Source organism: uncultured Acetobacterium sp., assembly GCF_927416815.1.
GTDB lineage: Bacteria > Bacillota > Clostridia > Eubacteriales > Eubacteriaceae > Acetobacterium.
The window spans coordinates 60,979-87,751 of record NZ_CAKMJU010000043.1; the positions used below are offsets into that span (position 1 = coordinate 60,979).

30 protein-coding genes and 1 riboswitch are annotated in these 26,773 nt (G+C 44.5%); of the genes, 17 read left to right on the top strand and 13 right to left on the bottom strand.

The genetic code is table 11. From position 1 onward, the window contains the following. Positions 1-167 precede the first annotated feature (167 nt). The 3 genes from ilvB to QZ998_RS07855 all read left to right on the top strand — a co-directional run bounded on the left by ilvB (position 168) and on the right by QZ998_RS07855 (position 2,733). Complete coding sequence (gene ilvB / locus QZ998_RS07845; protein WP_296559486.1) at positions 168-1,829, top strand: biosynthetic-type acetolactate synthase large subunit; 1,662 nt, start codon at positions 168-170, stop codon at positions 1,827-1,829. Positions 1,830-2,083: 254 nt separating this feature from the next. After that, positions 2,084-2,281 carry a type II toxin-antitoxin system HicA family toxin gene (locus QZ998_RS07850; protein WP_296559487.1) on the top strand — a complete coding sequence of 66 codons (198 nt, stop codon included), beginning with the start codon at positions 2,084-2,086 and terminating at the stop codon, positions 2,279-2,281. 38 nt (positions 2,282-2,319) lie between these two features. Then, positions 2,320-2,733 carry a type II toxin-antitoxin system HicB family antitoxin gene (locus QZ998_RS07855; RefSeq protein WP_296559488.1) on the top strand — a complete coding sequence of 138 codons (414 nt, stop codon included), beginning with the start codon at positions 2,320-2,322 and terminating at the stop codon, positions 2,731-2,733. 92 nt (positions 2,734-2,825) lie between these two features. On the opposite strand, the gene QZ998_RS07860 is transcribed toward QZ998_RS07855, so the two are convergent. Further along, positions 2,826-3,494 carry an XRE family transcriptional regulator gene (locus tag QZ998_RS07860; protein ID WP_296559489.1) on the bottom strand — a complete coding sequence of 223 codons (669 nt, stop codon included), beginning with the start codon at positions 3,492-3,494 and terminating at the stop codon, positions 2,826-2,828. A gap of 316 nt (positions 3,495-3,810) precedes the next feature. On the opposite strand from QZ998_RS07860, the gene QZ998_RS07865 reads away from it, so the two are divergent. The 8 genes from QZ998_RS07865 (at position 3,811) to QZ998_RS07895 (ending at position 10,101) form a co-directional block, all read left to right on the top strand. Continuing rightward, a complete protein-coding gene (locus tag QZ998_RS07865) occupies positions 3,811-4,605 on the top strand; it encodes a conserved phage C-terminal domain-containing protein (protein WP_296559491.1) in 795 nt (264 codons plus the stop codon). Continuing rightward, positions 4,602-5,447: an ATP-binding protein gene (locus QZ998_RS07870; protein WP_296559492.1), complete on the top strand. Its 846-nt coding sequence runs from the start codon at positions 4,602-4,604 to the stop codon at positions 5,445-5,447. Before QZ998_RS07865 ends, QZ998_RS07870 begins: the two co-directional genes overlap by 4 nt. A 420-nt stretch (positions 5,448-5,867) precedes the next feature. Further along, positions 5,868-5,993: a thiamine pyrophosphate-dependent enzyme gene (locus tag QZ998_RS16895; RefSeq protein WP_366512413.1), complete on the top strand. Its 126-nt coding sequence runs from the start codon at positions 5,868-5,870 to the stop codon at positions 5,991-5,993. 97 nt (positions 5,994-6,090) lie between these two features. Continuing rightward, on the top strand, positions 6,091-6,360 hold the full coding sequence (locus tag QZ998_RS07875; protein WP_296559493.1) for a type II toxin-antitoxin system Phd/YefM family antitoxin: 270 nt from the start codon (positions 6,091-6,093) through the stop codon (positions 6,358-6,360). Further along, positions 6,347-6,664 carry a type II toxin-antitoxin system RelE/ParE family toxin gene (locus QZ998_RS07880; RefSeq protein ID WP_296559494.1) on the top strand — a complete coding sequence of 106 codons (318 nt, stop codon included), beginning with the start codon at positions 6,347-6,349 and terminating at the stop codon, positions 6,662-6,664. The genes QZ998_RS07875 and QZ998_RS07880 overlap by 14 nt, the downstream gene beginning before the upstream one ends. 338 nt (positions 6,665-7,002) lie before the next feature. Next, a complete protein-coding gene (locus QZ998_RS07885; RefSeq protein ID WP_296559495.1) occupies positions 7,003-7,671 on the top strand; it encodes an L-fuculose-phosphate aldolase in 669 nt (222 codons plus the stop codon). A 127-nt stretch (positions 7,672-7,798) separates the two neighbouring features. Next, positions 7,799-8,845 (top strand): GGDEF domain-containing protein, encoded by a 1,047-nt coding sequence (locus QZ998_RS07890; protein ID WP_296559497.1) that lies wholly within the window; start codon positions 7,799-7,801, stop codon positions 8,843-8,845. 23 nt (positions 8,846-8,868) lie between these two features. After that, on the top strand, positions 8,869-10,101 hold the full coding sequence (locus QZ998_RS07895) for a chloride channel protein (protein WP_296559498.1): 1,233 nt from the start codon (positions 8,869-8,871) through the stop codon (positions 10,099-10,101). 52 nt (positions 10,102-10,153) lie between these two features. On the opposite strand, the gene QZ998_RS07900 is transcribed toward QZ998_RS07895, so the two are convergent. The 8 genes from QZ998_RS07900 to QZ998_RS07935 form a co-directional block, all read right to left on the bottom strand. Beyond that, entirely contained in the window at positions 10,154-11,194 is a 1,041-nt protein-coding gene (locus QZ998_RS07900) for a spermidine/putrescine ABC transporter substrate-binding protein (RefSeq protein WP_296559500.1), read from the bottom strand. Between the two features lie 16 nt (positions 11,195-11,210). After that, positions 11,211-11,990, bottom strand: coding sequence for an ABC transporter permease (locus tag QZ998_RS07905; RefSeq protein ID WP_296559501.1), 780 nt, complete (start codon positions 11,988-11,990; stop codon positions 11,211-11,213). Then, positions 11,987-12,832 carry an ABC transporter permease gene (locus QZ998_RS07910; protein WP_296559503.1) on the bottom strand — a complete coding sequence of 282 codons (846 nt, stop codon included), beginning with the start codon at positions 12,830-12,832 and terminating at the stop codon, positions 11,987-11,989. Before QZ998_RS07910 ends, QZ998_RS07905 begins: the two co-directional genes overlap by 4 nt. Beyond that, positions 12,819-13,883 carry an ABC transporter ATP-binding protein gene (locus tag QZ998_RS07915; protein WP_296559505.1) on the bottom strand — a complete coding sequence of 355 codons (1,065 nt, stop codon included), beginning with the start codon at positions 13,881-13,883 and terminating at the stop codon, positions 12,819-12,821. The genes QZ998_RS07910 and QZ998_RS07915 overlap by 14 nt, the downstream gene beginning before the upstream one ends. Before the next feature lie 290 nt (positions 13,884-14,173). Then, positions 14,174-15,241, bottom strand: coding sequence for an HD-GYP domain-containing protein (locus QZ998_RS07920; RefSeq protein ID WP_296559507.1), 1,068 nt, complete (start codon positions 15,239-15,241; stop codon positions 14,174-14,176). A 163-nt stretch (positions 15,242-15,404) separates the two neighbouring features. After that, entirely contained in the window at positions 15,405-16,121 is a 717-nt protein-coding gene (locus QZ998_RS07925; RefSeq protein WP_296559509.1) for an ABC transporter ATP-binding protein, read from the bottom strand. Beyond that, positions 16,105-16,812: an ABC transporter permease gene (locus QZ998_RS07930; protein ID WP_296559510.1), complete on the bottom strand. Its 708-nt coding sequence runs from the start codon at positions 16,810-16,812 to the stop codon at positions 16,105-16,107. The genes QZ998_RS07925 and QZ998_RS07930 overlap by 17 nt, the downstream gene beginning before the upstream one ends. Positions 16,813-16,871: 59 nt before the next feature. Further along, positions 16,872-17,729, bottom strand: a complete 858-nt coding sequence (locus QZ998_RS07935; protein WP_296559511.1) for a substrate-binding domain-containing protein — start codon at positions 17,727-17,729, stop codon at positions 16,872-16,874. A gap of 104 nt (positions 17,730-17,833) precedes the next feature. After that, positions 17,834-17,950, bottom strand: a riboswitch (molybdenum cofactor riboswitch). Between the two features lie 319 nt (positions 17,951-18,269). Between QZ998_RS07935 and QZ998_RS07940 the strand changes: the two genes are divergently transcribed. Genes QZ998_RS07940 through QZ998_RS07950 form a run of 3 tightly spaced genes read left to right on the top strand, consistent with a single transcriptional unit; the run spans position 18,270 to position 21,378 of the window. Beyond that, the gene (locus QZ998_RS07940; protein ID WP_366512410.1) at positions 18,270-18,515 is read left to right on the top strand and encodes a (2Fe-2S) ferredoxin domain-containing protein; all 246 of its coding nucleotides are present in this window, start codon (positions 18,270-18,272) and stop codon (positions 18,513-18,515) included. Continuing rightward, entirely contained in the window at positions 18,512-20,215 is a 1,704-nt protein-coding gene (locus QZ998_RS07945; protein WP_296559514.1) for a [Fe-Fe] hydrogenase large subunit C-terminal domain-containing protein, read from the top strand. The genes QZ998_RS07940 and QZ998_RS07945 overlap by 4 nt, the downstream gene beginning before the upstream one ends. After that, on the top strand, positions 20,215-21,378 hold the full coding sequence (locus QZ998_RS07950) for a SpoIIE family protein phosphatase (protein ID WP_296559517.1): 1,164 nt from the start codon (positions 20,215-20,217) through the stop codon (positions 21,376-21,378). Before QZ998_RS07945 ends, QZ998_RS07950 begins: the two co-directional genes overlap by 1 nt. A gap of 198 nt (positions 21,379-21,576) precedes the next feature. Here the strand turns inward: QZ998_RS07950 and QZ998_RS07955 are convergent, their stop codons facing one another. Next, positions 21,577-22,908 (bottom strand): amino acid permease, encoded by a 1,332-nt coding sequence (locus tag QZ998_RS07955; RefSeq protein WP_296559518.1) that lies wholly within the window; start codon positions 22,906-22,908, stop codon positions 21,577-21,579. A gap of 81 nt (positions 22,909-22,989) precedes the next feature. After that, positions 22,990-23,619, bottom strand: coding sequence for a uracil phosphoribosyltransferase (gene upp, locus QZ998_RS07960; protein WP_296559520.1), 630 nt, complete (start codon positions 23,617-23,619; stop codon positions 22,990-22,992). A 169-nt stretch (positions 23,620-23,788) separates the two neighbouring features. On the opposite strand from upp, the gene QZ998_RS07965 reads away from it, so the two are divergent. Both QZ998_RS07965 and QZ998_RS07970 read left to right on the top strand, forming a co-directional pair. Continuing rightward, positions 23,789-24,037, top strand: coding sequence for a glutaredoxin domain-containing protein (locus QZ998_RS07965; RefSeq protein WP_296559521.1), 249 nt, complete (start codon positions 23,789-23,791; stop codon positions 24,035-24,037). 12 nt (positions 24,038-24,049) lie between these two features. Continuing rightward, entirely contained in the window at positions 24,050-24,268 is a 219-nt protein-coding gene (locus QZ998_RS07970) for a PC4/YdbC family ssDNA-binding protein (protein WP_296559522.1), read from the top strand. A 167-nt stretch (positions 24,269-24,435) separates the two neighbouring features. Here the strand turns inward: QZ998_RS07970 and QZ998_RS07975 are convergent, their stop codons facing one another. Both QZ998_RS07975 and QZ998_RS07980 read right to left on the bottom strand, forming a co-directional pair. Next, positions 24,436-24,939 carry a MogA/MoaB family molybdenum cofactor biosynthesis protein gene (locus QZ998_RS07975; protein ID WP_296559523.1) on the bottom strand — a complete coding sequence of 168 codons (504 nt, stop codon included), beginning with the start codon at positions 24,937-24,939 and terminating at the stop codon, positions 24,436-24,438. Between the two features lie 9 nt (positions 24,940-24,948). After that, entirely contained in the window at positions 24,949-25,623 is a 675-nt protein-coding gene (locus QZ998_RS07980; RefSeq protein WP_296559524.1) for a HesA/MoeB/ThiF family protein, read from the bottom strand. A gap of 155 nt (positions 25,624-25,778) precedes the next feature. Here QZ998_RS07980 and QZ998_RS07985 point away from each other — a divergent pair. Next, positions 25,779-26,773 (top strand): molybdopterin molybdotransferase MoeA (locus tag QZ998_RS07985; protein WP_296559525.1); only part of this gene is annotated, 995 nt, incomplete at its 3' end.

The following is a 26,773-nucleotide window of genomic DNA, read 5'->3' on the forward strand; positions in this document are numbered from 1 at the left end:
TCCCGACAAACAAAATTATTAAAAATATTTAGAATTAAGAACAAGAACATAAATCCTGGTTCGTAGGGGCGGTTATCAACCGCCCGTAAACGTCATGCTCAAATAAACGTTAACAGGTGGCATGCCTTCACCTACAACCATACCACTAGCAGAAAGGAAGTGAAAATTTGAATAACAAAGAATTATTATTAGGCTCAGAAATCACCGTCCGATGTCTCGAAGAACAGGGTATCAAACATGTCTTTTCATTCCCCGGCGGGGTCGTGATTCCATTATTTGACGCCTTTTATCGGCTTGATCATGGGATAACCGAAATTGGCCCCTGTCACGAACAAAATGGTGTCCATGCCGCTGATGGCTATGCCAGAACCAGCGATACGGTGGGGGTTGCGATTACCACCTCCGGACCGGGCGCTACCAATGCCATCACCGGAATTGCCAATGCCTATCTGGACTCTGTGCCGCTGGTTGTCATCACCGGACAGGTTGCTTCGCCTTTGCTGGGCAAGGATTCCTTCCAGGAAATTGACATCACCAGCGTGACGATGCAGATTACCAAGCACAATTACCTGGTCACCGATGTGAAGGATCTGGCCGACACCATTCGAGAGGCCTTTGTGATCGCCAAATCTGGTCGACCCGGCCCAGTTGTAATCGATATTCCCAAGGATATCTTCCTGGCCAAAAGCGAGTACCAGAAAATGTTTATTCCTAAACTACGCCAGATCTATCCGGATATCAAGGAATCAAAAATATTAGAAGCAGTTACGGCCATTAATGCCGCCGAGCGCCCGGTTATCTATGCTGGCGGTGGAGTGCTTAAATCAAAGGCGCATGAAGAATTGCTGGCCTTTGCCGAAAAAGCCGGAATCCCGGTGGCTAACTCCTTAATGGGATTAGGCGGGATTCCCCGAGATCATCGGCTGTCCCTGGGGATGGTCGGGATGCACGGCTTTCAGGAAACCAATCTGGCCGTTATCAATTCCGATTTGCTGATTGCCATCGGCGCCCGCTTTAGTGATCGGGTCACCGGCAATTGCGATGCCTTTGTTCGCAATAAAACGATCATCCACATTGATGTCGACCCCACCGAATTTGCCAAAAATATTCCCGCTGAAATTCAGATTCAGGGCAACATCAAAGATGTGCTGCCGCTATTGACCCAGGACATCCAAGAAAAAGCTTACCCGGAATGGTACGAAAAAATCAGGAACTGGATCATCCCCTGCCCGGATAAAGGCGATTACCATCCCAAGAGTATTCTCAACACCATTAACGCCGCTTACCCGGAAGCCTTTGTGGTTACTGAGGTTGGGCAACATCAGATGTGGGTGGGTCAATACTGGAATGTCAAGCGGCCAGCCCAGTTTATTACCTCCGGCGGTTTAGGTACGATGGGCTACGGTCTGGGAGCGTCGATGGGAGTCAAACTGGCCAATCCCGATGACGATGTCCTGCTAATTGCCGGTGATGGTAGTTTTAGAATGAACTGTCAGGAACTGATTACCGTTAGCAAGTACCAGATCCCCTTAAAAATCTTCCTCTTTGACAACGAATCTCTGGGGATGGTAAGACAATGGCAGAAGCTCTTTAGTGACAAGCGCTATGCCCAAACCGATATTGTCCAATGTACCGACTACATCATGTTGGCGGCTGCCAGCGGCATCCCCGGCTATAAGGTTACGAATATGGCTGAACTGGAAGAAACCCTAGAAGCGATCAAAGATCAGCCCGGACCACTACTGGTTCATGTCAAGATTTCCAACGAAGAAGGGGTTTACCCGATCGTTCCGGCTGGCTGTGCGATTGATGAGATTTATTATGAATAAAAGCAGTTATAAAGAATCCCTTAAAATAACAGAAGGTTAAGAAAAAAACTTTGCAGATGGAGTCGATGACTCCGCTGCAAAGTTTTTCTTTTTTGATCATAATCATAAAAAAAATAAGCTGTTGGTGCTAATATTAGGCACATGAAGTGTTATAATTGATATGAGAAAATTTAAAAGTGATGGGAAGTAATACGCAATAAATTACATACGATATTGACACGTAATAAATTGCGTATTACAATATAAGTGTAAGCATGAAGAGTTATTCATCGAGGGAAGTGATTAAGATACTCAAGGCTGATGGATGGTTTGAAGTTGGTTGCGATGGTGATCATCACCAATTCAAGCATAAAACTAAACCGGGTAAAGTCACAGTAACCCATCCGAAAAAAGACATGCCGCTCAAAACCTTAAAAAGTATTTCCAATCAATCCGGGGTCGAATTCAAATAGCCCCCTCCTTATTTAAATTTATTACGGAGGTAAACAAAATGAAAAAACGTTATGAATTTATTGCTGTATTCAACTATGCTGACGACGGCATTTCAATCGAATTCCCTGATTTGCCCGGATGTCTGCCTTGTGCCGATACCACCGATGAAGCCATCAAAAATGCCAAAGAAGCCATGGGCTTACATCTCTTTGGAATGGAACAAGACGGCGACGAAATTCCAAATCCTACCCCACTTGAAAAAATTCATCTTAAAAAGGGCGATATCCCGATTTTAATAGACGTTTTTATGCCAACAGTTAGAGATCGGATGAAAACCCGCTTTGTCAAGAAAACCCTATCCTTGCCTGCATGGCTTGCTGATCAGGCAGATGCGGAGGGGGTTAACTTTTCCAAAGTGTTTCAGAACGCCTTAATTGAATATTTGGATACTCAATCGCATAAAACAGCCTAGGTTACCGGGGCCTTAGACAAGGGGATGTTTCGGAACCTGTGAAAAAGTCAAAAATATTCGTTACATCCCCGGCTCTTTGTGCGCTGTTTTTTTTATAACAAGGTTCTTCTCATCTGGACAACCACCCCAAGAATGGCGACGTCAGTTGCGTTCGCCGGATAGGTTTTGGGGGCGTACTCCGGATTATAGGCTTTGAGCGTCAGCGATCCGTCGTCGTTGTGCTGAACCTGTCTTAAGACGGCCTCGGCACCATTGGCATAAACAAGGGCATCGCTGCCACTGCGGCAATTCGGAGTGATTCGGACAATCAGGATGTCACCGTCTAAGTAACGGGGATACATGCTGACATCCGTAACCCGCAAAGCAAAATAGTGCTGTCCATTGGCCAGCCAGGCGGCGGGAATTTCTTCATCGCCAATCGCATCGGTAATGGCGTCGATCGGAATGCCAGCCGGCAGCGATCCCAATAGTTTAATTTTGATGGTTTCTTCACCGCCTTCTACCCAGCCGCATTCTTCGTCAATGCCTGCCTCGCTGTCCTCGGCTACGATGAGTTGATTCATATCCCAGCCGAGCAGATCGGCGGGGCTGCATTTTAGCACCTGAGCCAACTGCAAAATTTTATCGATGCCCATATTCTGAATATCTTTTCGTTCGTAGCGTAACACCGTGGATTCGGCCACGCCCAGTTTGGTTGCGACATCTTTTAGGGTCAGACCCAGTTCCAATCTTCTTTTTTTGATCATTTCATTCATTTCCATGGGGATTGTCCTCTTTCGATAGTGTATTTCATGTTGATCATAGCACTTAAATTGCGTTTAAGCAAGAAAAATCGCACAAAATGTGCTGAAATGCAAAAAAAACTAGACTTTTACTTTCGAATAGGGTAAGATAAACATAAAAATTGCAAAAATGAAATATTGACGGCAGCATTGATCAGGATTACGCTGGATCTGATGGCTATTTATGCTGTCAAATTGCTAATCAGCAAAAAATGCTCGTCGGAGACTGTACTTTCGCAAGTACCTGAAAAATTATCCAGAAAGGACCGGGGTAAACGACCCCGGATGGGCAATCATGAATTATATAAAGGAGCTTAATGCTTTCGAACGATGGCTCGAAACAAATTACTTGCCTGCAACCTCACAATTGCTGTGGTACAAGCTGGTGGCGCTGTTCAACCGCTGCGGCTGGGCGGAGTGGATTACAGTAGATAACCAGAGATTGATGGTGTTAATCCAGTGTAAATCAGAAAAGACCTTTATCCGTGCCCGTGATAATCTGATTGAAAAGGGTCTGTTTGTTTACCGCAAAGGCAAAAAGGGCAGTCCCAATGCTTACCGGATGGTCAGCTTTGAAACCATCAATCCGGTAAATAATACAGTCAATCTGCCAGTGTTTATGACCGTCGAAACGCCAGTAGATCCGCCAGTCGAAACGACCGACATAATAAAACAAATAAAAGACCAAACAATACTTCATAAAGATAAAAAGAAAAATCACAACATGGTCGATGGTCAAAATAATCGTACTCAGGATGAGCAGTCGGTCGATTTACCGCTGGTGGGTCAGGTCGTCGATTATCTTAATCACAGCTGTCAAACCGAATTTAAAGCGGCAACGGTGGCAACGAGCCGACTGATAAGCGCCCGGGCGCAGGAAGGCTTTGGGTTTGACGACTTCCGGGCGGTCATTGATACCAAAAGCGCCGAATGGCGCAGTGATCCCAGGATGAATCAGTACCTGCGGCCGCAGACGCTGTTCGGGACAAAATTTGAAGGTTACCTCAACCAGAGCCGCAAATTGTTGCCTTCCGAAACCGCTTTGCCAAACGGCTATAATTATGCCGGGAAAGGAGAACGGAGTTTATGAATACGAGCCTAAAAAGCATTGTAAGTCTTTGCCAGCAGTCCCAAGGCGCTGATTCCCGGGATTATCTCAAAGACGGGTTGCGCTACTGTCATAAGTGTCATACGCCCAAACAGGTGGTGGTGCAGTTTGGCCCCAATGTGCGCACGGAGAATTGTAACTGTGAGTGTGCGAAACTAAAATGGGAGGATCGGAAAAAACAACGGGAGCTTCGGGAACGGCAGCATTATCATGAAAATATGAGAACCCGGGGCATCCAGGATGCGGCCCTGCGGGCGTGCTGCTTTGAGCAGTCCGACGGCAGCAACCCGGACAACATGGCAATCGCCCAAATCTATGCGGCAACCTTCATGGAAGATTTTTATCCCCAGGGCAGCGGCCTGCTGCTGTGGGGCGACGTTGGCACCGGCAAGAGCTACGTGGCTGCCTGCATTGCCAATGCCTTGATCAGTCAGGGGATTCCGACCCTGATGACCAGTTTCACCAGGATCTATAACGAATTATTTCCTGAACTTGATAAGAACAAGTATATCGATGCGATTAATTATAATCGTTTGCTGATTATTGATGATCTGGGGGTTGAGCAACAAAAAAACTTTGCGCTGGAGAATCTCTTCACCGTTATTGATGAGCGCTACAAGAGCAATAAACCGCTGATCATTACCACTAATCTGACCCTGGAGCAGATGGAGCATCCGGCACAAATGGCGCACAAACGGATCTATGACCGGATTCTGGAAAAGTGTACCCCGCTGGCCTTTGACGGCTGCAATAAGCGCCAGGAAAAGCGGCTGGTTAATTTTGCCGCCGCCCGCCAGCAGTTTGCGGTTGCGAAAAGGAAGTGAGTTATGATAAGGGGTCGTTTCGTTTGTCTGAGCGTTGGAGAGATGCTTCTAATGAGATATTTTCTTAGGAAGTGTCGAGCGAAAACCCCAAGAAAATTAAAAACGGAAAAGAAGAAAACTTTGCAGATGGAGACGACCGCTCCGCAGCAAGGTTTTTCTTTTTCTGTTTTTGGGAAAATACAGCATGAAACAAATAAATGAAACGATGATTCCAGGAAGATAACATTGCTATTCAGGAGTTGAGGAGATAAAATAGAGTTGCAACTCCAGAATTCACCACTGCTTACAATAAACGTAACAAAATCGAAAGGCGTTTTGCCACACTGGTTAGAAATCATGGCTTGCGACATATAACCCATCCTTGGACTTTTTGGTTAAAATTTCAAAAAGCTTGGGAAAAGAAATTCATATAGAGCTTAGATAAGTGAGCGCCCAGCCCAGTTTATTAGCTCCGGCGGTTTAGGCTCGATATGCTACGGCCTGGGGGCGTCGATCGGGGTCAAACTGGCTAATCCGATTTACAAGCAGTTACAAAGAATCCCTTAAAAAAACTGAACGTTAAGAAAATTAATTGGAAAGACTATTGACGTAGTGATAGAATTATCATATTATAATGGTAGAATAATTACATGAGGAGATGCATATGATAATTAAATCTTCAACATCACTGAGAAATGATTATGGAACAATCTCAACACTTGCCCATGAAACAGAAGAGCCTATTTATATTACTAAAAATGGTGAAGGCGATATCGTTGTAATGAGCATTGAAGCTTTTGAGAAAAGAGAGCAAATTTTAAAATTGCGCTCAAGAATAATGATTGCAGAAACGTCCAGACTCACAGGTGAACCAACGGTTACATTAGATGAAGCTCGAGAACGTATTGAGAAGAAGTTTAATGTCAAATTGTAAGATAGAAATACTTGCACCGGCAATAAAAGAGCTTGAAGAAATTACAGACTACCATTTATTAATGGTCGGACCAATTTCGGCAAAGAAAATAATTGATAAAATCCTGAATTCATTAGCAAGACTTGAAGAATTTCCATTATCCTGTCCTTATGTCCCAGATACGGAGCTCAAAAACGAGGGTTATAGGATGCTAGTATGTGATAAATATGTGTGTATTTATCGTTTGCTTGGTGACACGGTTTATATTTATCATATAGCTCCTGGAGCAACAGAATATGGGAAACTTATAAAGGGTAGTGGATAAGTTCTCTGGCAGCTAAATTATTAAGATACGCGCAAGAAAATTAAAAACGGATAAAAAAAACTTTGCAGATGGAGCCTTACACTTCACGGCAAAGTTTTTTTATTCGATGATTATTCGATGATTGTATTTAATTATAATTGCCTAGAAATTTGTCACAATGAGCGCCACACGTTGTCTAGGATGCCAATTTATGATAGAATAACAGGAATATTACACAACAAAGAAAATAAATCCGTCAATCGCTGACGGTTATCAAGTAATTAAAATGGTATCAAAGCATCGCAGATCATGACAAAATCAGATCGGCTCAATGAATTAAATGCTAAGAAGGTGAAAAAATGCTATTGCAAAAAGAACGGGAAGACGTGGTTAAGTATTGCCGTATGATGGTTAGTACCGGGTTAACGAAAGGCACTGGCGGAAACATCAGTATTCTAAATCGGGAAAGCAGACTGATGGCGATTAGCCCCAGCGGTATTGACTACTTTGAAACCGAGGCAGAAGATGTGGTCGTTATGGATTTAGAAGGAAAAATTGTCGACGGCCACAGAATGCCGTCGAGCGAACATCAACTACACCGAATTTTTTACGTCAGGCGGGATGATATTTTTGCCGTGGTTCACACCCACTCGGTTTATTCCACCGTATTAGCGACGTTGCGACAGCCACTGCCGGCAGCGAGTTATCTGGTTGCCTATTCGGGATTGGATGTTCGCTGTGCCGATTACGCCTCCTTTGGCACAATAGAGCTGGCAGAACGAACCTTTGAAGCGATGGTCGATCGTTTTGCGGTTTTAATGGCCAACCATGGTTTGCTAACCGGCAGTAAAGATATTCATCATGCCTTTAATATTGCCCAGCAAATTGAGCATTGCGCTGAGGTCTATGTGAAAGCCCGTGCCATCGGTGACCCGGTGATTCTGGAGCAGTCAGAAATGACAAAAATGATTGATAAATTCGGCAGCGGCTACGGTCAGATAGACACTAAAGCTGAATCGAAAGATTAAGCTAAGCGTTTAGCCGATGATCGGGTCGGCCTTAGTTGACCACCTCCGAAACGGAGTGTGATTAGTTTGACAAAATTTCTGCTATCAATTAACCATTGTATCAGAATTCAGTATAGGAGAGGATTCCATGGAAAAAACAAGAAATATTGCTGATTTGGCAGAACACCATCTTGAAAATAACAAGCTGTTTGGCGCAAGTAAGCATGCGCCACGAATCAAAATCGGCACTTGTCTGCTCTTATATTTTGCCGTTTTGTACCTGCAGGTACGGCTGGCATCATTTAGCAATATTGCTGGCGTTATCGCACAGTTTCATGTGATGTTATCGGTTTATCTGGTGGTCGCAGTCAGGGATAAGGGCTATCAAGTTGCAGTTGGCATCAATTTATTGATATCGCTATTTATAGGGATCAGAGTTGTCTTTTTGACCGGAAATATGGATGCGATACCGGGCATTATTGTGCCGCTCTGTACGATTCTTACGATCAGCATTATTTCTTTTTATGAAAAAGAGTTTGAAAGCAAATTGGCAGAAGCGACGGCACAAAAAAAAGAGTTGAGTGTTCTTTATGATGAACTGGCCAGCTCGGAAAAAAAAGTATTGGAGCAGAATATCAAACTCAAGGAACTTAACCAAAAAATGAAGCAGCGCGAAGTGAGGCTTAATTATCTTGCTTATACCGATGTTTTAACCGGTCTCCCAAATCGTGAAATGCTCATCAATAAGCTTGACTATCTGGTTGAGCGATCTTCGGAAAAACAAGAGCCTTTTGCGGTGGTATTTATCGATCTGGACAATTTTAAGAAGATCAATGACTATAAAGGGCATCATATCGGTGATTTACTGCTGAAATCGATTGCCGACAGAATTAAGAAAATCGTCTTGCAAGAGGACATGTTAGGACGTTTGGGCGGTGATGAATTTACCCTGATTATCCAGCGCAATTTCAGTGAAGTGGAAATATTTGAGTATGTCGAAAAAATCCGGACGGCCTTGTTGGAGACCTTTGTGATCGAAAACATGAACTTAAATGTTAGTGCCAGCTTCGGTATTGCCCGATATCCCAAGGATGGGCTTACCGCAATTGAGCTGCTGAACTATTCGGATATCGCGATGTACAAAGCTAAGGAATTCGGAAAAAACAGAGTACAATTCATCAATGAAGTGGGATAGAAGCAGATTGACAGGAGGATGTCGTGGGGCTTAAAATTAAAGAAACAACATTGATGACCTTATTGGTGGCCCTGCTAGGTGGCACGATTGGTGGGATCACCTGGGGGCTACTGTTCATCATGAATCTCGGCGTCAATTTTTTATGGACAGATCTTAGAAATGCGGTGGATCTTACACTGTATCCGGTGATGGTCTGCGCCGTTGGCGGTCTGCTAATCGGGCTTTGGGAGCAGCGGTTTGGCCCCTATCCCCGGGAAATGGCCGAGATTTTAAAAGATGTTAAACAAGGTGAGCGGATACCTTACAACAATTTGCATATCATTGGCATAGCAGCCCTATTACCGCTGATATTTGGGGGCAGCCTGGGACCAGAAGCGGGATTGACCGGAGTGATTGTCGGACTATGTTTCTGGTTTTCCAACCGCCTTAAATTTATTTTTCAAGAAATTGCAGAGCTGCCGCAGATCGGTATGGCGGCGACTTTTGGGGTGATCTTTGGGGCACCACTGTTTGCCTTTGTCAATCAGATTGAGGATGAAAGCAAACCCGCATTGATCCCCAAAAATATAAAAATACTAATGTATTTTGTTGCGATTCTCAGTGGCTATGGGGTATTAACGGTTCTTCAGAATTTTTTTGGTGGAAGGCTAGGGTTGGGACATTTTCCGGCCATTGAAAAAATAACGGCAGCGGAATGGGCAGCGGCAATTCCGTTGGCAGTCGTTGGGGTAGCAGCCGGAATGCTTTATTTTCTGTTTATGAAAATGACCAAAATGGCGGTTAAACCATTGGCGCATAAGATTGTAATTCGCGGCATTCTCGGTGGTGTGATTCTTGGTGGGGTAGGGATTTTCTTGCCCTACACGATGTTTTCAGGTGAGCATGAAATGGTTGAGGTGATCAATTCCTGGCCGAGCATGGGTTTTGCAGTCCTGCTCCTAACCGGGATTGTCAAATTATTAATGGGCAATATCTGTCACGAAATGGGCTGGCGGGGTGGCAACATTTTTCCCACCATTTTTTCGGGGGTATCGATTGGCTATGCCTGTGCCTTGCTTCTTCCGATTGATCCAATCTTTTGTGTGGCGGTGGTGACGGCCGCCTTAACAGCGACGGTGATGCGAAAACCGCTGGCGGTGATTTTACTGCTATTGATTTGTTTTCCCATTAACGGCATCATTCCAATGACGATTGGGGCAGTGATCGGCGGTGCCGTTCCGGTGCCCCAATGGATGGGCGTTTTTGCGGACCATTAAATAAGCCAATAAAAAAAGATCTGAGCATCGTGCTCAGATCTTTTTTATTGACTTATTTGGAGACATTTATCTCAGTCCAGGCGCGGTTATAGATTTCCATCACGTCACTGGGCAGGTCTTTGAAGATCTCACTGCGAGCCAGATCTTCCGAGCTGATATTAAAACCGGCATTGTCTGCCCAGCTTGAATCAAGCAGTGCGAGTGCTGGGGTATTTGGAGACGAATAACCGACATATTGAATATTTTGGGCGGCAATTTCCGGGGTTAGCATGAAATTGATGAATTGTTCGGCCAGTTCGGGGTTCTGAGCATTTTTGGGAATCACGAAATTATCATAATAGGCATTGGAGCCTTCTTTCGGAACCGCAAATCCGAGATGATCGGTTTCGCTCATGATAATCGCCGCATCGCCAGAGTAGACCACGGCCATGGCAGCGTCACCGCTGGCCATCAGGCTTTTGACATTGTCGGTAACATAGGCCATAACCAGGGGCTTCTGGGTAATCAGGGCATCCCGGGCGGCGTTGATGTTGGTTTCGTTGGTTTCATTCATTGAGAAACCCATCCGTTTCAGCGAGACGCCCATGCTGTCGCGGATGCTGTCGTACATTAAAATTTTAGATGCATATTTATCATTCCAGAGAAGATTCCAGCTGTCAACCGGCTCGGTGACCTGAGCGGTGTTATAGACAATTCCCAGCACCCCATAAAAATATGGCACCGAGTATTGATTGCCGGGATCAAAGGCAAGGTTCTGGGCTGCTGCATCGATGTTAGACAGATTGGGAATATTGTCTTTGGTGATTGGCCGAAGCATCGCTTCACTAATTAGCCGTTCAATCATATAGTCAGAAGGTACCAGTACATCGTAAGTATCTGATGAATTTTTGACCTTGACATACATGTCCTCGTTCGAGGTGTAGGTTTCATAATTGACCCGACAATTATATTCGTCTTCAAACTGGGCAATCACCTCAGGATCCATATAATCGCCCCAGTTATAAACGGTCAGCTGCGCCCGATCATCGGAGCCGCAGCCGCCAGCCAGAAAAGGCAGACATAGTAACGACAAAATTAATAAGATTCTCTTCATTGCATTCTCCTTTTATTTATTGGATATGTTTAATCCCTTTTTCACTACGGATATTGATCAGGATTAATAAGATCATAATACACCCGAACATGATTGTTGACAAGGCATTGATTTTAGGATTGATACCGGCCTTAGCCATCGAGTAGATGGTGATCGATAGATTACTAACACCACTGCCGGTGGTAAAAAAGCTGATCACGAAATCATCAATCGACAGGGTAAAGGCAATTAGCGCGCCAGAGGTAACCCCGGGCAAAATTTCCGGAAACAGCACCTTCCAAAAGGCTTGGCGGGGTGTTGCGCCGAGATCCAGGGCGGCCTCAAAAATATTTTCCGGCAAGCGGTTAAAGCGTGGCAGCACCGCCAGAATCACATAGGGAATACAAAAGGTGATGTGGGCAATAATAATGGTGGTTAAGCCCATTTTCATGCCAGCAAAAATAAACAATGACATCAGGGTGATCCCCATGACGATATCCGGCACCAGAACGGGGATATTATTTAAAAAGAGGTAGGGTCTTTTGAGCCGCGAGCGCATCCGGTAAATACCGACAGCTGAGACGGTACCGACAATCGTGGAAACAGTGGTAGCGATCACGGCAATAATCAGGGTATAATACAAGGCCTGAAGAATATAGCGATCCTGAAAAAGCATCACATACCATTTGAGGGTAAAGCCAGCCCAGGGCCCCATGATTTTTGAATCATTAAAGGAATAAACAATCAGCACCAGAATCGGTGCGTATAAAAACAGCAAGATCAGGCCAAAAGCCAGGTTTTTAACGATCTTCTTCATAGGATCTGACCTCCAGTATCGAGTTCTTTGCCAGTGATCAGACGGGCAAGACCTAAGACCAGAAAGATAATCGTCATCAGCACCATTGAAAGCGCTGAGCCAAAGTTCCAGTTGTTCAGGGTTAAGAATTGCTGCTCAATCAGATTTCCGATTAACATGTATTTTCCGCCGCCCAATAGGTTGGAAATAACAAAGGTGCTTACAGCTGGCATAAAAACCATCATCGATCCGGAGACGATCCCGGGAAGACTCAGTGGCAACTTTATTTTTACAAACATCTGGAAATGGTTGGCGCCCAGATCGGTGGCAGCCCGTAACAGATCGGGATCAATTTTTTTTAAGGATGTATAAATCGGCAACAGCATGTAGGGGAAAAAGTTATAGACCATCCCCAAAATGACGGCCGACTGGGTATAGAGCAGGGAAACATCGCGGAAACCCAGCAGCCCCAGAAACTGAGCGATCAGGCCGCTGCCACTGAGCAGCACCATCCAGGCGTAGGTGCGTAGCAGGAAATTGACCCACATCGGGATGATCATCAGCACGATCATCAGATTTTGGCGATGAGCGGGCAAGGAGACAATCAGATTTCCGAGTGGATAGGCGATAAAAAAACAAATCAGGGTGGCGATGACCGCATATAAAAACGAGCGGTAGAGAAGCTCCAGGTAGACTGGATCGATAAACTCCTGATAATTGTTCAGCGTAAAGGTGTAGATTCCGGCTTTGAAATCGGGATTGGATAAAAAGCTGAACCAGATCACCACCAGTAGCGGCACGGCAATAAAAATAAGCATCCACAGACCGTAAGGATAGGCAATGTACTCCTTAAATGACTTCATCGTCTGCTTCCTTCTTCATGATATGAATATTATTGGGATCAACCTGGATGCCAATCTGGTCACCTGCAAAAAATTCCCGGGTGGTATGAATCAGCCAGTTAATACCCTGGCAGGTCATGACGATTTCATAGTGCATTCCCAGGAAGGTCACCGATTCGATGATACCATCCAGAAAACCAGTGCCGGGGGGGAGGATATCGATATCTTCAGGTCGGATCACAGTAAGCACCGTCTCATTTTCCTCAAAACCCTTGTCCACACAGGGAAACTCGACACCCAGAAGCTTGACCAGACAGTCCTTGACCATAATCGATTCGAGAATATTACTTTCACCAATAAAATCGGCTGCAAAGGCGTTGCGAGGCTCGTTGTAAATATCCACCGGCGAGCCGATCTGCTGGATCCGGCCACGGTTCATAATGATAATGGTATCAGACATGGTCATCGCTTCTTCCTGGTCGTGGGTGACATAAATAAAGGTGATGCCAGTTTTTTTCTGAAGATTCTTAAGCTCCAGCTGCATGTTTTTGCGAAGCTTGAGATCCAGAGCACCTAAGGGCTCGTCCAGCAGCAGCACCTGGGGATGATTAACCAGGGCTCTGGCAATGGCGACCCGCTGCTGCTCGCCACCACTTAAGGAATTGACATCGCGTTGTTCCTGTCCCTGAAGATTGACCATTCGCAGCATTTCCTGAACCAGGAGGTCTATTTCAGCCTTGGCTTTTTTTTGAATCTTTAACCCAAAGGCCACGTTATCGTAGACATTTAAATGGGGAAACAGGGCATATTTTTGAAAAACGGTATTAATCGGCCGTTTATTGGCGGGAATACTGAGCAGCGATTTGCCTTCAAAAAGAATATCACCGGCATCAGGGCTTTCAAAACCGCCAATCATCCGTAGCAGGGTGGTTTTTCCGCAGCCGCTGGGACCAAGAATGGTCAGGAATTCATTGGCGCGAATGTGGAAATTAATTTCATCAATGATCGTTTTATCCCCATAATGTTTGACCAGATCTTTAACCTGGATAATTTTTTCGGTATTTTTTTTCAATTCATAAATCCTCCATCTGTATCTCTGTCTGTATCTCTATATCAAAACGATAAATTTAAGCAAAAAAATCCCCAGGCTTTCCCCAGGGTTGATTAAGCGGTTCGTTGCTTTTTAAAAAGCACGATGATAATTATTTCATTTTAACATGGAATGGATCACTTGGCAATGAAATTGGCTATACATGCGTTTTTTTTTATTTGCAAAAAAATAGAGTGCTGGTCCATGCCTGGAAACAACACTCTGATAATGGTGTAAATTTTAGGTTCATCGCGTTTGAAAACTAACGATTTTTACAAGATACTGGTAACCGTGATATTTAGAAAAGCCCGGTCGCTCAGGTTGAGTTCAAAAGGCGTAATGTCTTCACCGTCTTTTTTGAAAATCCGTACGCGGGGGCGCATCGAGAAACTTTCGTAGTTTTCAATGATAATACCGGTTAGTCGATTGCTGAGTTCCACACAGGTGCCAATCGGATAGGGGGCAATCTTGCGCAGAAAAACATCAACTAGATCCGGATCAAACAGGGTATGGGAGGCACCCATAATATACTCAATAACCTCGGAGGGAATAATGGCTTTGCGGTAAGGTCGGTCGGAGGTCATCGCATCATAAACATCGGCAATGGCAATAATGCGTCCAAATAGCGAAATTTTCTCTTCTTTTAAATTACCAGGATATCCCCCGCCGCCGAACTTTTCGTGGTGATCTAAAATCCCGATTCGGGCGGACATACTGATGCTTGATACTTTTTTAATATAATCATAACCCAGGGTCGAGTGGTTTTGCATTTCACAGGATTCATCATCAGAGAGAACGCCGGCTTTGCAGAGAATGTCCTTTTTGACAAAAACCTTGCCAATGTCATGGAGAATGGCACCGATGCCAAGATCACACAATTGTTCCCGGCTCAGACCCAGGGCTGAACCCAGAACAATCGAAAGAACAGCCACATTTACCGAATGGAAATAAGTGTAATCATCAAAAACCTTGAGATCAACCATATTGATTACCATCGAGCTGTTTTGCAGAATCTCATCGACAATGTTCTCGATCTGTTTTTGCATATCATTAAAAGTACTCTTTTTTAAAGAACCTTTATTTTCGGTGGTAATAAAAACGTCCTTGATACATTTGACGGTTTCGGCTCGGACGCGATCGTTAATGATATTAATGATTTGGATATCTTTGGTCAGATCATCTTCAACATATATGCCATTGTAATTTAATTTTTTTATTCGTTCGATGTAATCCTCAGTAAGAACAGTATCTTTGGCAAGAATTAACTCACCCCGTTCACCCCAAAGATTGTTTCCTAACATCATTCCTTCACGCAGGCAAAATGTTGGTACGTATCTCATTATTTTCCTCCCAATATGATGACCCATTATAAAGTCTTGACTAAGTAATAATTATAACTATAAAAACCCTGTCTTTGCAATGAAAATTTCTGAGGAATTTGCAAAAATAAACTTAAGGCAAAGAAATTTAAGGTTGTATGAGTTTGGTTGTGAGAAAAAAACCTTAAAAGCGATTGAATGAGATAAACTCATCGATGGTTGAATGGCTGGTTGCCATGATCTTTTCCGGCCTATCTGAAAACAGGCAAGATCCCTGATCCAGAAAGGTCAGGTGATTGCAAATGCGAAAAGCCTGACTGAGATTATGGGTGATGATGATGATGGTCAAGCCTTGTTCACGGTTTCTCTTTTGGAGAGCTGCTTCAATAATCTGAATGCTTTTGGGGTCGATATTTGCCGTCGGTTCATCTAAAAAAAGTGCTTTGGGCGAAAAGGATAGCGCCCGAGCTAGCGCTATTTTCTGGGATTCCCCACCAGAAAGGTGGCGGGCACTCTGATCCTTGATGTCATCGATCTCGAATTCTTCGAGCAATTGTGAGACGGTCTGATCGATCGCGTTTTTTTCTTGTTTGCGGATTTTTAAAGGATAGGCAATATTTTGATATACCGATCGCGAAAACAGGGTGGGGGTGTGGGTCGAATAGGTCATTTCAGAAAAGATGTCCTGGCATAATGGCTGGCCGTTGTAAAGAACCGCTCCGCTGCTCGGAGCGATCAGGCCGGCGATGATTTTCATCAGGGTCGTTTTTCCGGAACCGTTGGGGCCGATAATCCCATGGATTTTTCCAGACTCAAATTGTAGATCACTGAATTGACCATCCAGACTGAGCACGGTTTTTTCTTTGTAGGTTTTAACAATATTGCTAGTCTCGATATTCATTCTGATCCCCTATGATAAAATGGTATAAAAGCGAATTGGTAAGAAACGATATCGACATCAGGATTAGTCCCATGGCAATCGAGACGCTGTATTGACCCATGTTATTATTCATCGCAATAAAGGTGGTCATTACCCGGGTGAAGCCGCGGATATTGCCCCCGACAATCATGACTGCGCCGACTTCAGAAATAGCCCGGCCAAAACCGGTGACCAGGGCGATCATAATGACCGCTTTTAATTCCAAGACCAGCAAGATCAGAATATCCCATCTTCGGGCACCCAAGGTTTTGCCAGTCTGAACTACCTCATAACCGCTGGTGCTGGCATGATTAAAGACAATCCCCATAATAACTGGGGTCACCAGAATGGTTTGAGCAATGATCATGGCAGTAGGGGTATACATCAGCTGAAATTGACCAAAAGGCCCTGAGCGGGCTAAAAAAAGAGCAGTGAACAAACCGATGATAACCGGCGGAAAGGACATAAAGGTATATAGAAAACGGGAGACCACTTTTTTGCCCCTGAAATGATGAATTCCCAGAGCAATACCAAGGGGAACCCCGATCAGGGTGCCATAAAGGGTGGCTGAAAAAGAGACAAACAGCGATAACAAAACGATTTGAATGATTTCAGGGTCAAAGGAAAAAATAAGCCGGAAGGCTTCAACAAATCCACTGAGTATGTAATCCATAGAGTTCTCCAAAATGAGATCCTGGAAGATGATATTCCCCCAGGATCCTGGTGATGTTTTTATTTTTTTACGGCATTGGGAATAAACAGCGGATCCCCATTCACTTCATATGAGCCAATTAGTTTCTGGGTTTCAGGTGAGATGATCCAATCAACAAAGGCTTGCGCGCCATCGGCATTGATCTGGTCATTGATACTTGGCGAAACGGCAATAACCCCATAGGGATTATTTAAAATCTGATCGCCTTCACAGACGATTTCCAGATTAGCCATGGTATCTTTCATGTTGGCGTAGGTCGCCCGGTCTGCTAGCGTATAGCCCAATTTTTCATTGGTAAGCGTCAGGGTTTCACCCATGCCGGTGCCGGTTTTTAAATACCAGTCGCCATCCGGGGTAATGTTGGCGGCTTTCCAGATCGCCAGTTCTTTGGTATGGGTACCGGATTTATCATCGCGCGAGACAAAGGTTGATGGCACCGCAGCAATGGCGGTCAATGCTTTGGCAGCATCAGCTGCAGCAGTTGTTTTTACCTTGGCTGGGTCTTCTTTTGGTCCGACCACGACAAAGTCGTTATACATGACATCAAAACGTTCGACCCCATAACCATCGGCGATGAACTGATCTTCTAGGGAGCGGGCATGAACCAATAGTACATCAGCCTCACCGGCTTTTCCCATCTCGATGGCTTTCCCAGTGCCGACTGCGATTACCTTAACGGCGATACCGGTTTGGGCTTCAAAATCGGGCAGGATCACTTCTAATAGACCGCTATCCTGGGTGCTGGTAGTGGTGGCAAGTAGGATTTCCCCGTTGGAACCGACTTCTAAATCCTTCTTGTCCGGGGTGCAACCCAAAGCACTAAGCGCAAGGGAACAGACAAACAATACAATAAGCAATACGGACAATTTTTTTTTCATTTTCTTCCTCCTAAAAATAATTATCAAAGAGAGATCTCTTTAATGACATAATCGGAGGGCGACTCAAAAAAACAAAATGACTGTTCAAAAAAAAAGTCAGAAAATTCCATGAATTCCACCATCCTTTACACACTGGAAAGCATAGTCATTTCTAACTATACTCTATCGATTGAAAAACCATAGAAAACCGTAGGTTTAGCAATTCGGATTGTTTTGTTTTCACTCAAGAAAACGCTATTCAATTACAACGATTTTAACAAAGATTATTGGCTTCGTCAAGATCGAAGTCGGATTTGCTGATGAATAGTCAGAAATTCGATAAAAATTCTGTTTAAATGAAAAGTTGTGGGAAAAAGTATCTGAAATGGCGTTGAAAACGAGAGCTTTTACTGTGAGAATGAACGTTTTTTTATCCTAATTCTGGCGCGCTTTTTTTTCTGGCCTTTTACCATGACATTTTTGCCCAACCGTTGACAGACAAAAAATCTGATGATACCATGAATCCACCAGAATAATGCAGAATATTTTATAAAGGAAAATGTGATGAAGACAATTAGAATATGTGTTGGCAGTTCGTGTCATGTAAATGGATCCTATAAGGTGGTTAAAGCCCTGAATCAGATCATTGAAGAGCGGGAATTGGGTGATGATTTTGAACTGGTGGGATCATTTTGTATGGGAAAGTGCACAGAGGGTGTCGCTGTCGAATGTGATGATACCATCTATGCCGTATCAGTTGAAAATGTCGAAGAAGTTTTTGAGAAAATTATGGGGGAAAACAATTGAGTATTATCAATTTTTCAAAAAATAAATGTCGTAATTGTTATAAATGTATCCGGAAGTGTCCGGTCAAAGCGATTAAACTAAAGGATAAGCACGCCCAGATCATTCAGGCTATGTGTATTGGCTGCGGGGTCTGTATTGCAACCTGTCCCCATAATGCCAAAGAAATTCATAGCGATGTCGATACCATCAAAGAATGGCTTAAAACTGAGCAGGTGGTACTGAGTTTATCGGCCGTATTCCCGACTGCTTATTATCTGGATCATCCCAGACAATACCTGGGAATTCTTCGGGAATTGGGATTTACGATCATCGAGGAAACCTCGATTGGTGCTGAAGTGGTAGCCAAAGCCTACGCTGATGAGTATAACAGTGATAAAAAGCTGGTTATTTCTTCCTCCTGTGCAGCGATTAAGAATCTTATCGAAATCTATTATCCACAATATCTATCGTCGCTGAGCCGACAGGTTTCACCGATGATTGCCCACGGCAAGATTCTGCGGGAAAAATATCCGAATGCAAAAATTGTTTATGCGGGTTCCTGCCTGGCTAAAAAAATGGAAGTCCATGATAAGGATGTCCGCGGCATCATCGATGGCGTTTTGACCTTTGATGAAATCGACGCCTGGATTAAAGAAGAACAGATCATTCCTAATAAAATACCGAGAGAAGAATTTGATGCGATCGGTACCAATACCGGACGACTTTATCCGATTACCGGCGGGCTGGCTAAAAACAGTGTCGAAAAACTCGATGGTAGCCGCAAAATTCTCCGCATCGATGGGGTTAAGGATTGCATGGAGTTTTTAGATGAGATTCATCAACTGGACAAGAAATACTGGATTGAAATGAATGCCTGTGAAGAGGGCTGTGTCAATGGTCCAGGAAATATTCACAGTCCCTTATCCAAATATGAAAAGGTTGAAATGCTTCAGACCTATATTGATCTAAACAGTAAGAAAGAATCATCGGATCCGGTTTCTCAGATCGATACCAAACGATCTTTCCATAAACGCCCGGTTCATCACCTCGGAGAGGTGCCGGAGGAAGAACTGGAAAAAATCTTAAATCAGATGTCTAAGTTCACCGAGCGGGATGAACTCAACTGCGGCACCTGCGGTTATGAAACCTGCCGGGACAAGGCGCGAGCAGTATACTGGAATATGGCCGAAATGGAAATGTGTCTGCCGCTGATCACCAGCAAAACCGAAGCCATTTCTAATCTGATTATTACCACCACCCCCAACGCTATTGCTGTGCTCGATAAAAAGTTCCGGATCATCGAGTTTAATGCTGCCGCGGAACGCCTCTTTAATATGAAAAAGGAAGAGGTGATGCGGTACAACTTTATCGATGCGCTGGATTATAATCCCTTCCGCAAACTCGATAATAACCGCGGCAATACCTATACCGGAAAAGGTCATTACGAAAAAGAAAACCGGAACTTTATGGAAATCTTAACCTATATTCCGGAACAGGAATTATACATGGGGATTTTCATTGATATCACCAAGCAGGAAAAACAAGATCAGGAGATGCTAAATATCCAGGAAGAAACCCTTAAAATGGCGCAGCGGGTTATTGATAAGCAAATGCGGGTTGCCCATGAAATAGCCGGACTGCTTGGCGAAACGACGGCCGAAACTAAGGTGACCCTGACCAAGCTTCAGAAAGTCGTGACCAGTCGGGAGGTTGAACGTTAATGCCTTTATTTATGGATATTGCCAGCGATAGTGTCAACAAGGTTCATGAAGAGCTTTGCGGCGATAATGTAGAAGTGCGAATCAATGATGAAAGCGTCATCGTGGTGTTGGCGGATGGTATGGGCAGCGGGGTCAAAGCCAATATTCTGGCAACCCTGACCTCTACCATTGCGGCGACCATGTTAGAAGAAAAAATGGGGATCATGGATGTGCTCGAAACCCTCGAAGCGACCCTGCCCAAATGCAGCGTTCGCCATATGGCCTACTCAACCTTTACCATTGTTCAGGTTTTTAGAAATCGGATGGCCTATATTTTGGAGTTTGATAACCCGCCGTTGGTGTTTATCCGCGATGGCGAGATTATTGAGTTGGATCGAAAAGAGATTGAATTCCAGGGAAAGTCTGTTTATGAGACGACCAAGGTAATCGAAAAGGGCGATATCATGGCTTTTTTCAGTGACGGAGTGATCCATGCCGGGATTGGTCAACTGTTAAATTTTGGTTGGCAATGGGAAGAGGCAGCCGATTATTTATTGGCACGATCCTACGAAAATAAAAAGGCCAAGGACATTTCGATGGCACTGGTGGATACCTGCTACAATCTTTATGGCGAAGAACCCGGCGATGATACCACTGTCGCGGTTATTAAGGCTGAAGAACGACGATATATCACTATTTTTTCTGGCCCACCCCTGGATCAAGAAAAAGATGCCGAGATTAAACGGCTTTTGGAACGGGCTCGGGGCAAAAAAATTGTCTGCGGTGGAACCGCAGCCAATATTGTCGCCCGCGAGTTTGGTGAAGAGGTTAAGGTTGACTTTTCGACGATGTCGGACAGGGTGCCGCCGATTGCCACCATCAAAGGCATTGATCTGGTAACCGAAGGGGTGCTGACACTTCAGGAAACCCTGCGAATTTGCGATGACTATATGAATAATCGTTGTGGTCGGGAAATCTTTCATGAAAAAAACGGCGCCTCGATGCTGGCAAATATTTTGATGAACGAATGTACCACCATCGATCTGATCATGGGTAATTCGATCAATCCGGCCCATCAGAATCCCGATTTTCCCGAGGAGCTCACCACCAAGTGGCGGGTCACCCAGAAACTTATTGATATGCTCCGCAGCATCAATAAAGAAGTAAACATCATCTATGTCTAGTTTAAATGTTCCTACGACAGCAAAAACTGAACAAATAATTTAAGCAAAATATTCTAAACAAAATGAGAAGCGGAACACCCCGGTGAGGGTGCTCCGCTTCTACTAATATGCTTTGAGGAGAAAAGCTATATAATCTATTTACCCAAATTATTTTAGTTAACACAAATATAAAGAAATCTTAAGATTTCTTAAGTTTGTTTAGTTGTTTTTTAAAACGCCAAAATGGTAGTAACCATAACCGGCGCCAAAAACAATTGCGCAAATGGCAAAATAGAGTCCAAACAGTGGATTTTGGATCCCACCGGAGAAAATAATCAGGGAACCGATGGTCGCCAGAATCGGGCAGACCAGACCTCTGAAGAGGCTTTTGATTTCCTTCTTTTTCCATAACATAAAAACCTTGTAATATAGACCCAAATACAGCAGATAACTGGTCACAATGGCAATTTCCGAAATATCGGAATTGGGAAACAGGGTGTATTTTTGCGAAAAATAATGGATAGTCAGCCAAAAACCGACGATGATCAGGGCAAAAACAGCTGAATTCACCGGGAAATCATACCGTGGGGAGATTGTGGTCATGGCGCTGGATTTGGGAATCATCTGATCGAGTCCCAAAGCATAGGGCATTCGGATCATTGCCATTACCAGACCATTCAAGGTACCCAAAACCGAAATGAAAACAAATAACATCAAAATTTTTGCGCCGCTAGCACCAAAGATCATATTGGCTGCAAAATCAAGATGGGCATCCCCGGAGTTCATTATCTCAGCCGGACCGACCAGATTAGAAATTCCCACAAAATAAACAATATAGAGAACCAGAATAATTAACGGACTAATGACCAGAGCCAGGGGCAAATTTCGTTTACTGTTTTTGATCTCATAAGCTACTGAGGTAGAAATAATCCAGCCGTCAAAAGAAAAAGCAATCGGTGCAATGGCCGCAATCCACCCGGTAGAGCTGATTTCTGAAACCGCCGCGCTGGTGAAATGCTCTCCGCTACCGCCGAATAAGAGGCCGACAAAACCGATGATCACCAGGGGAATCAGTTTAATAACCATCGCAGCACTTTGGAAATAACCGCCGATTTTAGCTGAAAAAATATTGGTCACATAGAGTACCAAAAAACAGCCGGCTCCTGCTAATATCTGAATTTCCAGGGTTTGTTCGATATTAAAGAGAATGCAAAAGTAGATGCCGGAAACCCAGGCCAGGATAGCGGTGATCGTGGGTAAATAAATAAAGGTCTGAAACCAGCCATAGGCTGAACCGACACTGGGGCTGATAAATTCCTTGGCGTAAGTGAGCACTCCGCCGGGACGATCTGTTCGAGCCGCCAGTTCGGCGATTGTTAAACAGCCAAAGACAATGCTGATGGCCGCGATAATAAAAACCAGAATACCTAAAAAAACACTGCCACCAGTGGCAACGAGAATATTATCACTTTTGAAAAAAATTCCAGAACCGATAACGACACCAACAATCAGAGCGATGGCGGTAAATAAATTGTAACGTGACTGTTGCATGGCAACCTCCAGGGTTTGGGTTACAGGCAATTAGAAAAAGTTCTGAGGATAATTCTAAATGTCCTGAAACAGATTTGGGTTTTACTTTGTACCAAAAAGTCGGTCGCCGGCATCGCCTAAACCAGGCACAATGTAAGCGTGGTCATTTAAGTGATCATCAATGGCGGCACAAAAAATTGGAACTTCGGGATAAGCAGTAGTGACAGCTTTAATGCCTTCCGGGCAGGCCAGAATATGAACCACCTTAATATTGGGGCAATTGGCTTCTTTCAAAAGGCGAATGGTATGGATCACCGAAACTCCAGTGGCCAGCATCGGATCGACAATTATCGCTTCTCTTTCGGCAATGTCAGAAGGCAGTTTTTTGTAATATTCCACCGCCTGGAGGGTTTCGGGATCTCGGTACAAACCGATATGACCGATTTTAGCCTTGGGGATAATATTGGTGAAGCCTTCAACCATGCCCAATCCTGCCCGTAGTATAGGGACAATGACCACATCTTTTTCGGCCAGAACTTTTTGGGTGGTTTTACAGATAGGGGTTTCGATCTCAATTTCTTTTAGTGGAAAATGTTTGGTCACCTCCCATGCCATCAGGCTGGACAGCTCCTTGACTAATTCCCGGAACTCACGGGAGGGGGTTTCCATCTTGCGAAGATGGGTTAATTTGTGCATGACAAGTGGGTGATCCACTATCGTTACATTTTGCATGGTAATCTCCTTTTATTGTTTATTTAGATTAATAATACGATAATTGACCAAATAATTCTACCATTATTTAAGAATTATTTGTTGACACATGGGAAATAAGGGGTAAAATGAAAGAGCACGATCAAATTTAAGTTGAAAAGAAAATTAAAAAAGGAAGGTGACCTGAAAAATGAAAGTGATTAAATTATATACTTGGGCCCACTGTCCCTATTGCAGATCCGCCAAACAACTCCTGGAAGACAAAGGATTGAAGTATGTGGAAATTGATATTTACAATGACGCCCAGACCCGCCGCCAATTGCAAGAACAGACAAGTCATTATACGGTGCCTTTTGTCTTTGTAGGGGAGACATTTATTGGTGGTTTTTCGGAACTTAAAGAAATCGAGTTTAGTGGTAAACTCGATGAATTATTATAAGGTGAGGTTAAGATGGCGATAACATTTAAGGTTGTAGAAGAAATCGGTGTTCTCAGTGAATTACCCAGTGGATGGCAGAAAGAGCTGAATCTGGTGAGCTGGAATGAACGGGATCCCAAATATGATATTCGCGATTGGAATGCTGATCACGAAAAAATGCGTAAGGGCATCACATTGACCGCCGATGAGCTGGTTCAATTGCGTGATATCTTAAACGGCATGGAACTTTAGTAAAAGATGCCGTAAATTCAGGTGTAAGGAATACTACCGTACCGACCAATGACCGAGGGGTCTGACCCCTCGGTCGCAACATGAGGTAACAATTGTCGGTACTAGGTTATCGGTTAGTCTGAAAAAAAGCGTATCTCCCCTTTTGGTGAGATACGTTTTTTTTGAGCTTATTTAATGGGTTCGGCGCAATTGGCGGAGCCAGTGCTTAGGAGCATTTCCAGGCCGTGATCCAGAGCCGGCAGAATGGCTTCGAGATTTTCTTTGACGGCTTTGGGACTGCCAGGGAGGTTAATGATCAGGGTTTGCTTGCGGATCCCGGCAGCGCTGCGGCTGAGCATCGCTTTTGGGGTGATTTGCAGGCTGTGATAACGCATCGCTTCGGGAATCCCGGGGGTTAGGCGGTCGCAGATGGCAATGGTCGCTTCTGGAGTCCAGTCCCGCCCAGAAAAGCCGGTACCACCGGTGGTCAGAATCAGATCCAGATGATCCTCATCGGCCCAGACCATCAGCGCGGTTTTGATGGTTTCCAGATCATCGGGCAGGATGATGGTTTTGACCACTTCATAAAGCTTGGTTTCTGCAAGCATAGCCTGAATCATCGGGCCGCTTTTGTCTTCCCGTTGACCCTTAGAACCCAGATCACTCAAGGTCATTACTCCTGTTTTATACATAAAACCCTCCTAAATATTAAATGTGAAAAAATCGTTGGCCAATAAATCGATATACAAAAGTTTGTTGCGCAATATTTCTTCTTTCCCAGTGAGGACTTTCAAGGCTTCCGAAACTTCCAGCGATGCGGCCAGAGCCGGAGTGAAGGATGGATTCCCCAGAGTTTTAGAGTCGTACTCTTTTTCGCCGGCATAGAGCCGTGACAGGGTATCATCTTCCGGAAAAACCGTGGTGATCTGGGCAAACCAGCCACCAATTGCGCCGTGGATCAAGGGAATATCTTTCTCTTTGCACAGCGTCTGCAGGGTTAGCCGGGCGGGAACGTTATCCAAGGCGTCGACAACCAAATTGGCCTCACCGATTAAGGCTGAACCGTTATCCTCGTCAAGAAAATCGTGGTAGTAGGTGGTCGTCACTTCTTTATTGATCAGCTTTACTCGGGCAGCCGCGGCTTTGGCTTTGGGGGTGCCCAGGTTTTTTTCGGTAGAAAAAATCTGGCGATTCTGGTTGGAGTCTTCAAAAACATCACCATCAATCAAAATCAGAGCACCAATTCCGACCCGGGCCAGCATCTCAATAATATAGCCACCCAAACCACCGCAGCCGACCACACAAACCGTTGCGTTCTGGATGCGTAGAAAGTCTTCTTCGGAAAAAGCCGGAAAATTCCGTTCATAACGTGACATTACGCCACCTCCTCGTATCTCAATCTAACATTTAAGACCAGTATAACAATTTTTAACGAATAATTAAAGTCCTGAATGATATTGTTTTTTCTGACAATAATCGTTAGAATAGAAAGAAGATAAAAAATTAAAAAAATGGTCGGCAAGGAGAAAAAATGGAGTTGCTAAAGGTAAAAACCATTGATGAGATGAAAAAAATCATTAACGAGACATTTAAAGCGCTAACTTTAGAGAAGGAAACCATTGATATTGGCCATGGATTGGGCCGGGTATTATCATCGGATATCGTTTCAACGATCGATGTTCCGCATTTCGATCGTTCAGTGGTGGATGGTTATGCGGTGAAGCTAACTGATGTTCAAGGTGCGTCCAATGCCATACCAGGTTTTTTAAGAATAACCGGGGAAGTCGAGATGGGTAAGGAAACCATATGTATCCTTAAGCAGGGGGAAACCCTCTATGTACCAACCGGGGGGATGGTGCCAGCTGGCACCGAAGCGATGATTATGATTGAATATACTGAAAAACTGGGGGAAAAAGACCTGGCCGTTTACACCAATGCCGGAGCCAACGAAAACATGATGCGGATTGGTGATGACATCAGAAATGGCGAACTGGTTTTTTCCCGCGGCCATTTGTTAAGGCCTCAGGACATTGGGGTTTTATCAGCTTTGGGTTATTTGCATATTGAGGTTTATCAGCCTCCCCGGCTCAGCATTATTTCGACTGGCGATGAAATCATCCGGCCAGGAGAAACACCAAAGCCCGGGCAAGTGATCGATATCAACACGCCGGCCTTGGCAGCGGTAGCAAAACGTTTGGGTGCCGAGGTCATTTCGACCGCTTATGCCAGCGATGATCGTCAGGAAATCCGCTCAGCCGTGGAGTTGGGAATAAAAAACGGTGATATGGTCATTCTTTCAGGCGGTAGCTCGATGGGCGAAAAGGACTATACCGTCGAGGTCATCAATGAACTAGGCGAGGTGCTCCTGCATGGTCTTGCCGTTAAACCGGGAAAGCCGACAATTTTAGGAACCGTTTCGCAAAAACCGGTGATCGGTTTACCGGGTCAGCCAGCGGCGGCCATCATGGTGATGATGATCGTGCTTCAGGAATTTATGAGCCGGTATTATGGCCAAGACCTTTTCAA

Coding starts and splice junctions, on each gene's coding strand:
- QZ998_RS07850 (WP_296559487.1), top strand. CDS start 2,084: ATGAAGAGTTATTCATCGAGGGAAGTGATTAAGATACTCAAGGCTGAT.
- QZ998_RS07855 (WP_296559488.1), top strand. CDS start 2,320: ATGAAAAAACGTTATGAATTTATTGCTGTATTCAACTATGCTGACGAC.
- QZ998_RS07860 (WP_296559489.1), bottom strand. CDS start 3,494: ATGGAAATGAATGAAATGATCAAAAAAAGAAGATTGGAACTGGGTCTG.
- QZ998_RS07865 (WP_296559491.1), top strand. CDS start 3,811: ATGAATTATATAAAGGAGCTTAATGCTTTCGAACGATGGCTCGAAACA.
- QZ998_RS07870 (WP_296559492.1), top strand. CDS start 4,602: ATGAATACGAGCCTAAAAAGCATTGTAAGTCTTTGCCAGCAGTCCCAA.
- QZ998_RS07875 (WP_296559493.1), top strand. CDS start 6,091: ATGATAATTAAATCTTCAACATCACTGAGAAATGATTATGGAACAATC.
- QZ998_RS07880 (WP_296559494.1), top strand. CDS start 6,347: ATGTCAAATTGTAAGATAGAAATACTTGCACCGGCAATAAAAGAGCTT.
- QZ998_RS07885 (WP_296559495.1), top strand. CDS start 7,003: ATGCTATTGCAAAAAGAACGGGAAGACGTGGTTAAGTATTGCCGTATG.
- QZ998_RS07890 (WP_296559497.1), top strand. CDS start 7,799: ATGGAAAAAACAAGAAATATTGCTGATTTGGCAGAACACCATCTTGAA.
- QZ998_RS07900 (WP_296559500.1), bottom strand. CDS start 11,194: ATGAAGAGAATCTTATTAATTTTGTCGTTACTATGTCTGCCTTTTCTG.
- QZ998_RS07905 (WP_296559501.1), bottom strand. CDS start 11,990: ATGAAGAAGATCGTTAAAAACCTGGCTTTTGGCCTGATCTTGCTGTTT.
- QZ998_RS07910 (WP_296559503.1), bottom strand. CDS start 12,832: ATGAAGTCATTTAAGGAGTACATTGCCTATCCTTACGGTCTGTGGATG.
- QZ998_RS07920 (WP_296559507.1), bottom strand. CDS start 15,241: ATGAGATACGTACCAACATTTTGCCTGCGTGAAGGAATGATGTTAGGA.
- QZ998_RS07925 (WP_296559509.1), bottom strand. CDS start 16,121: ATGAATATCGAGACTAGCAATATTGTTAAAACCTACAAAGAAAAAACC.
- QZ998_RS07930 (WP_296559510.1), bottom strand. CDS start 16,812: ATGGATTACATACTCAGTGGATTTGTTGAAGCCTTCCGGCTTATTTTT.
- QZ998_RS07935 (WP_296559511.1), bottom strand. CDS start 17,729: ATGAAAAAAAAATTGTCCGTATTGCTTATTGTATTGTTTGTCTGTTCC.
- QZ998_RS07950 (WP_296559517.1), top strand. CDS start 20,215: ATGCCTTTATTTATGGATATTGCCAGCGATAGTGTCAACAAGGTTCAT.
- QZ998_RS07955 (WP_296559518.1), bottom strand. CDS start 22,908: ATGCAACAGTCACGTTACAATTTATTTACCGCCATCGCTCTGATTGTT.
- upp (WP_296559520.1), bottom strand. CDS start 23,619: ATGCAAAATGTAACGATAGTGGATCACCCACTTGTCATGCACAAATTA.
- QZ998_RS07965 (WP_296559521.1), top strand. CDS start 23,789: ATGAAAGTGATTAAATTATATACTTGGGCCCACTGTCCCTATTGCAGA.
- QZ998_RS07970 (WP_296559522.1), top strand. CDS start 24,050: ATGGCGATAACATTTAAGGTTGTAGAAGAAATCGGTGTTCTCAGTGAA.
- QZ998_RS07975 (WP_296559523.1), bottom strand. CDS start 24,939: ATGTATAAAACAGGAGTAATGACCTTGAGTGATCTGGGTTCTAAGGGT.
- QZ998_RS07980 (WP_296559524.1), bottom strand. CDS start 25,623: ATGTCACGTTATGAACGGAATTTTCCGGCTTTTTCCGAAGAAGACTTT.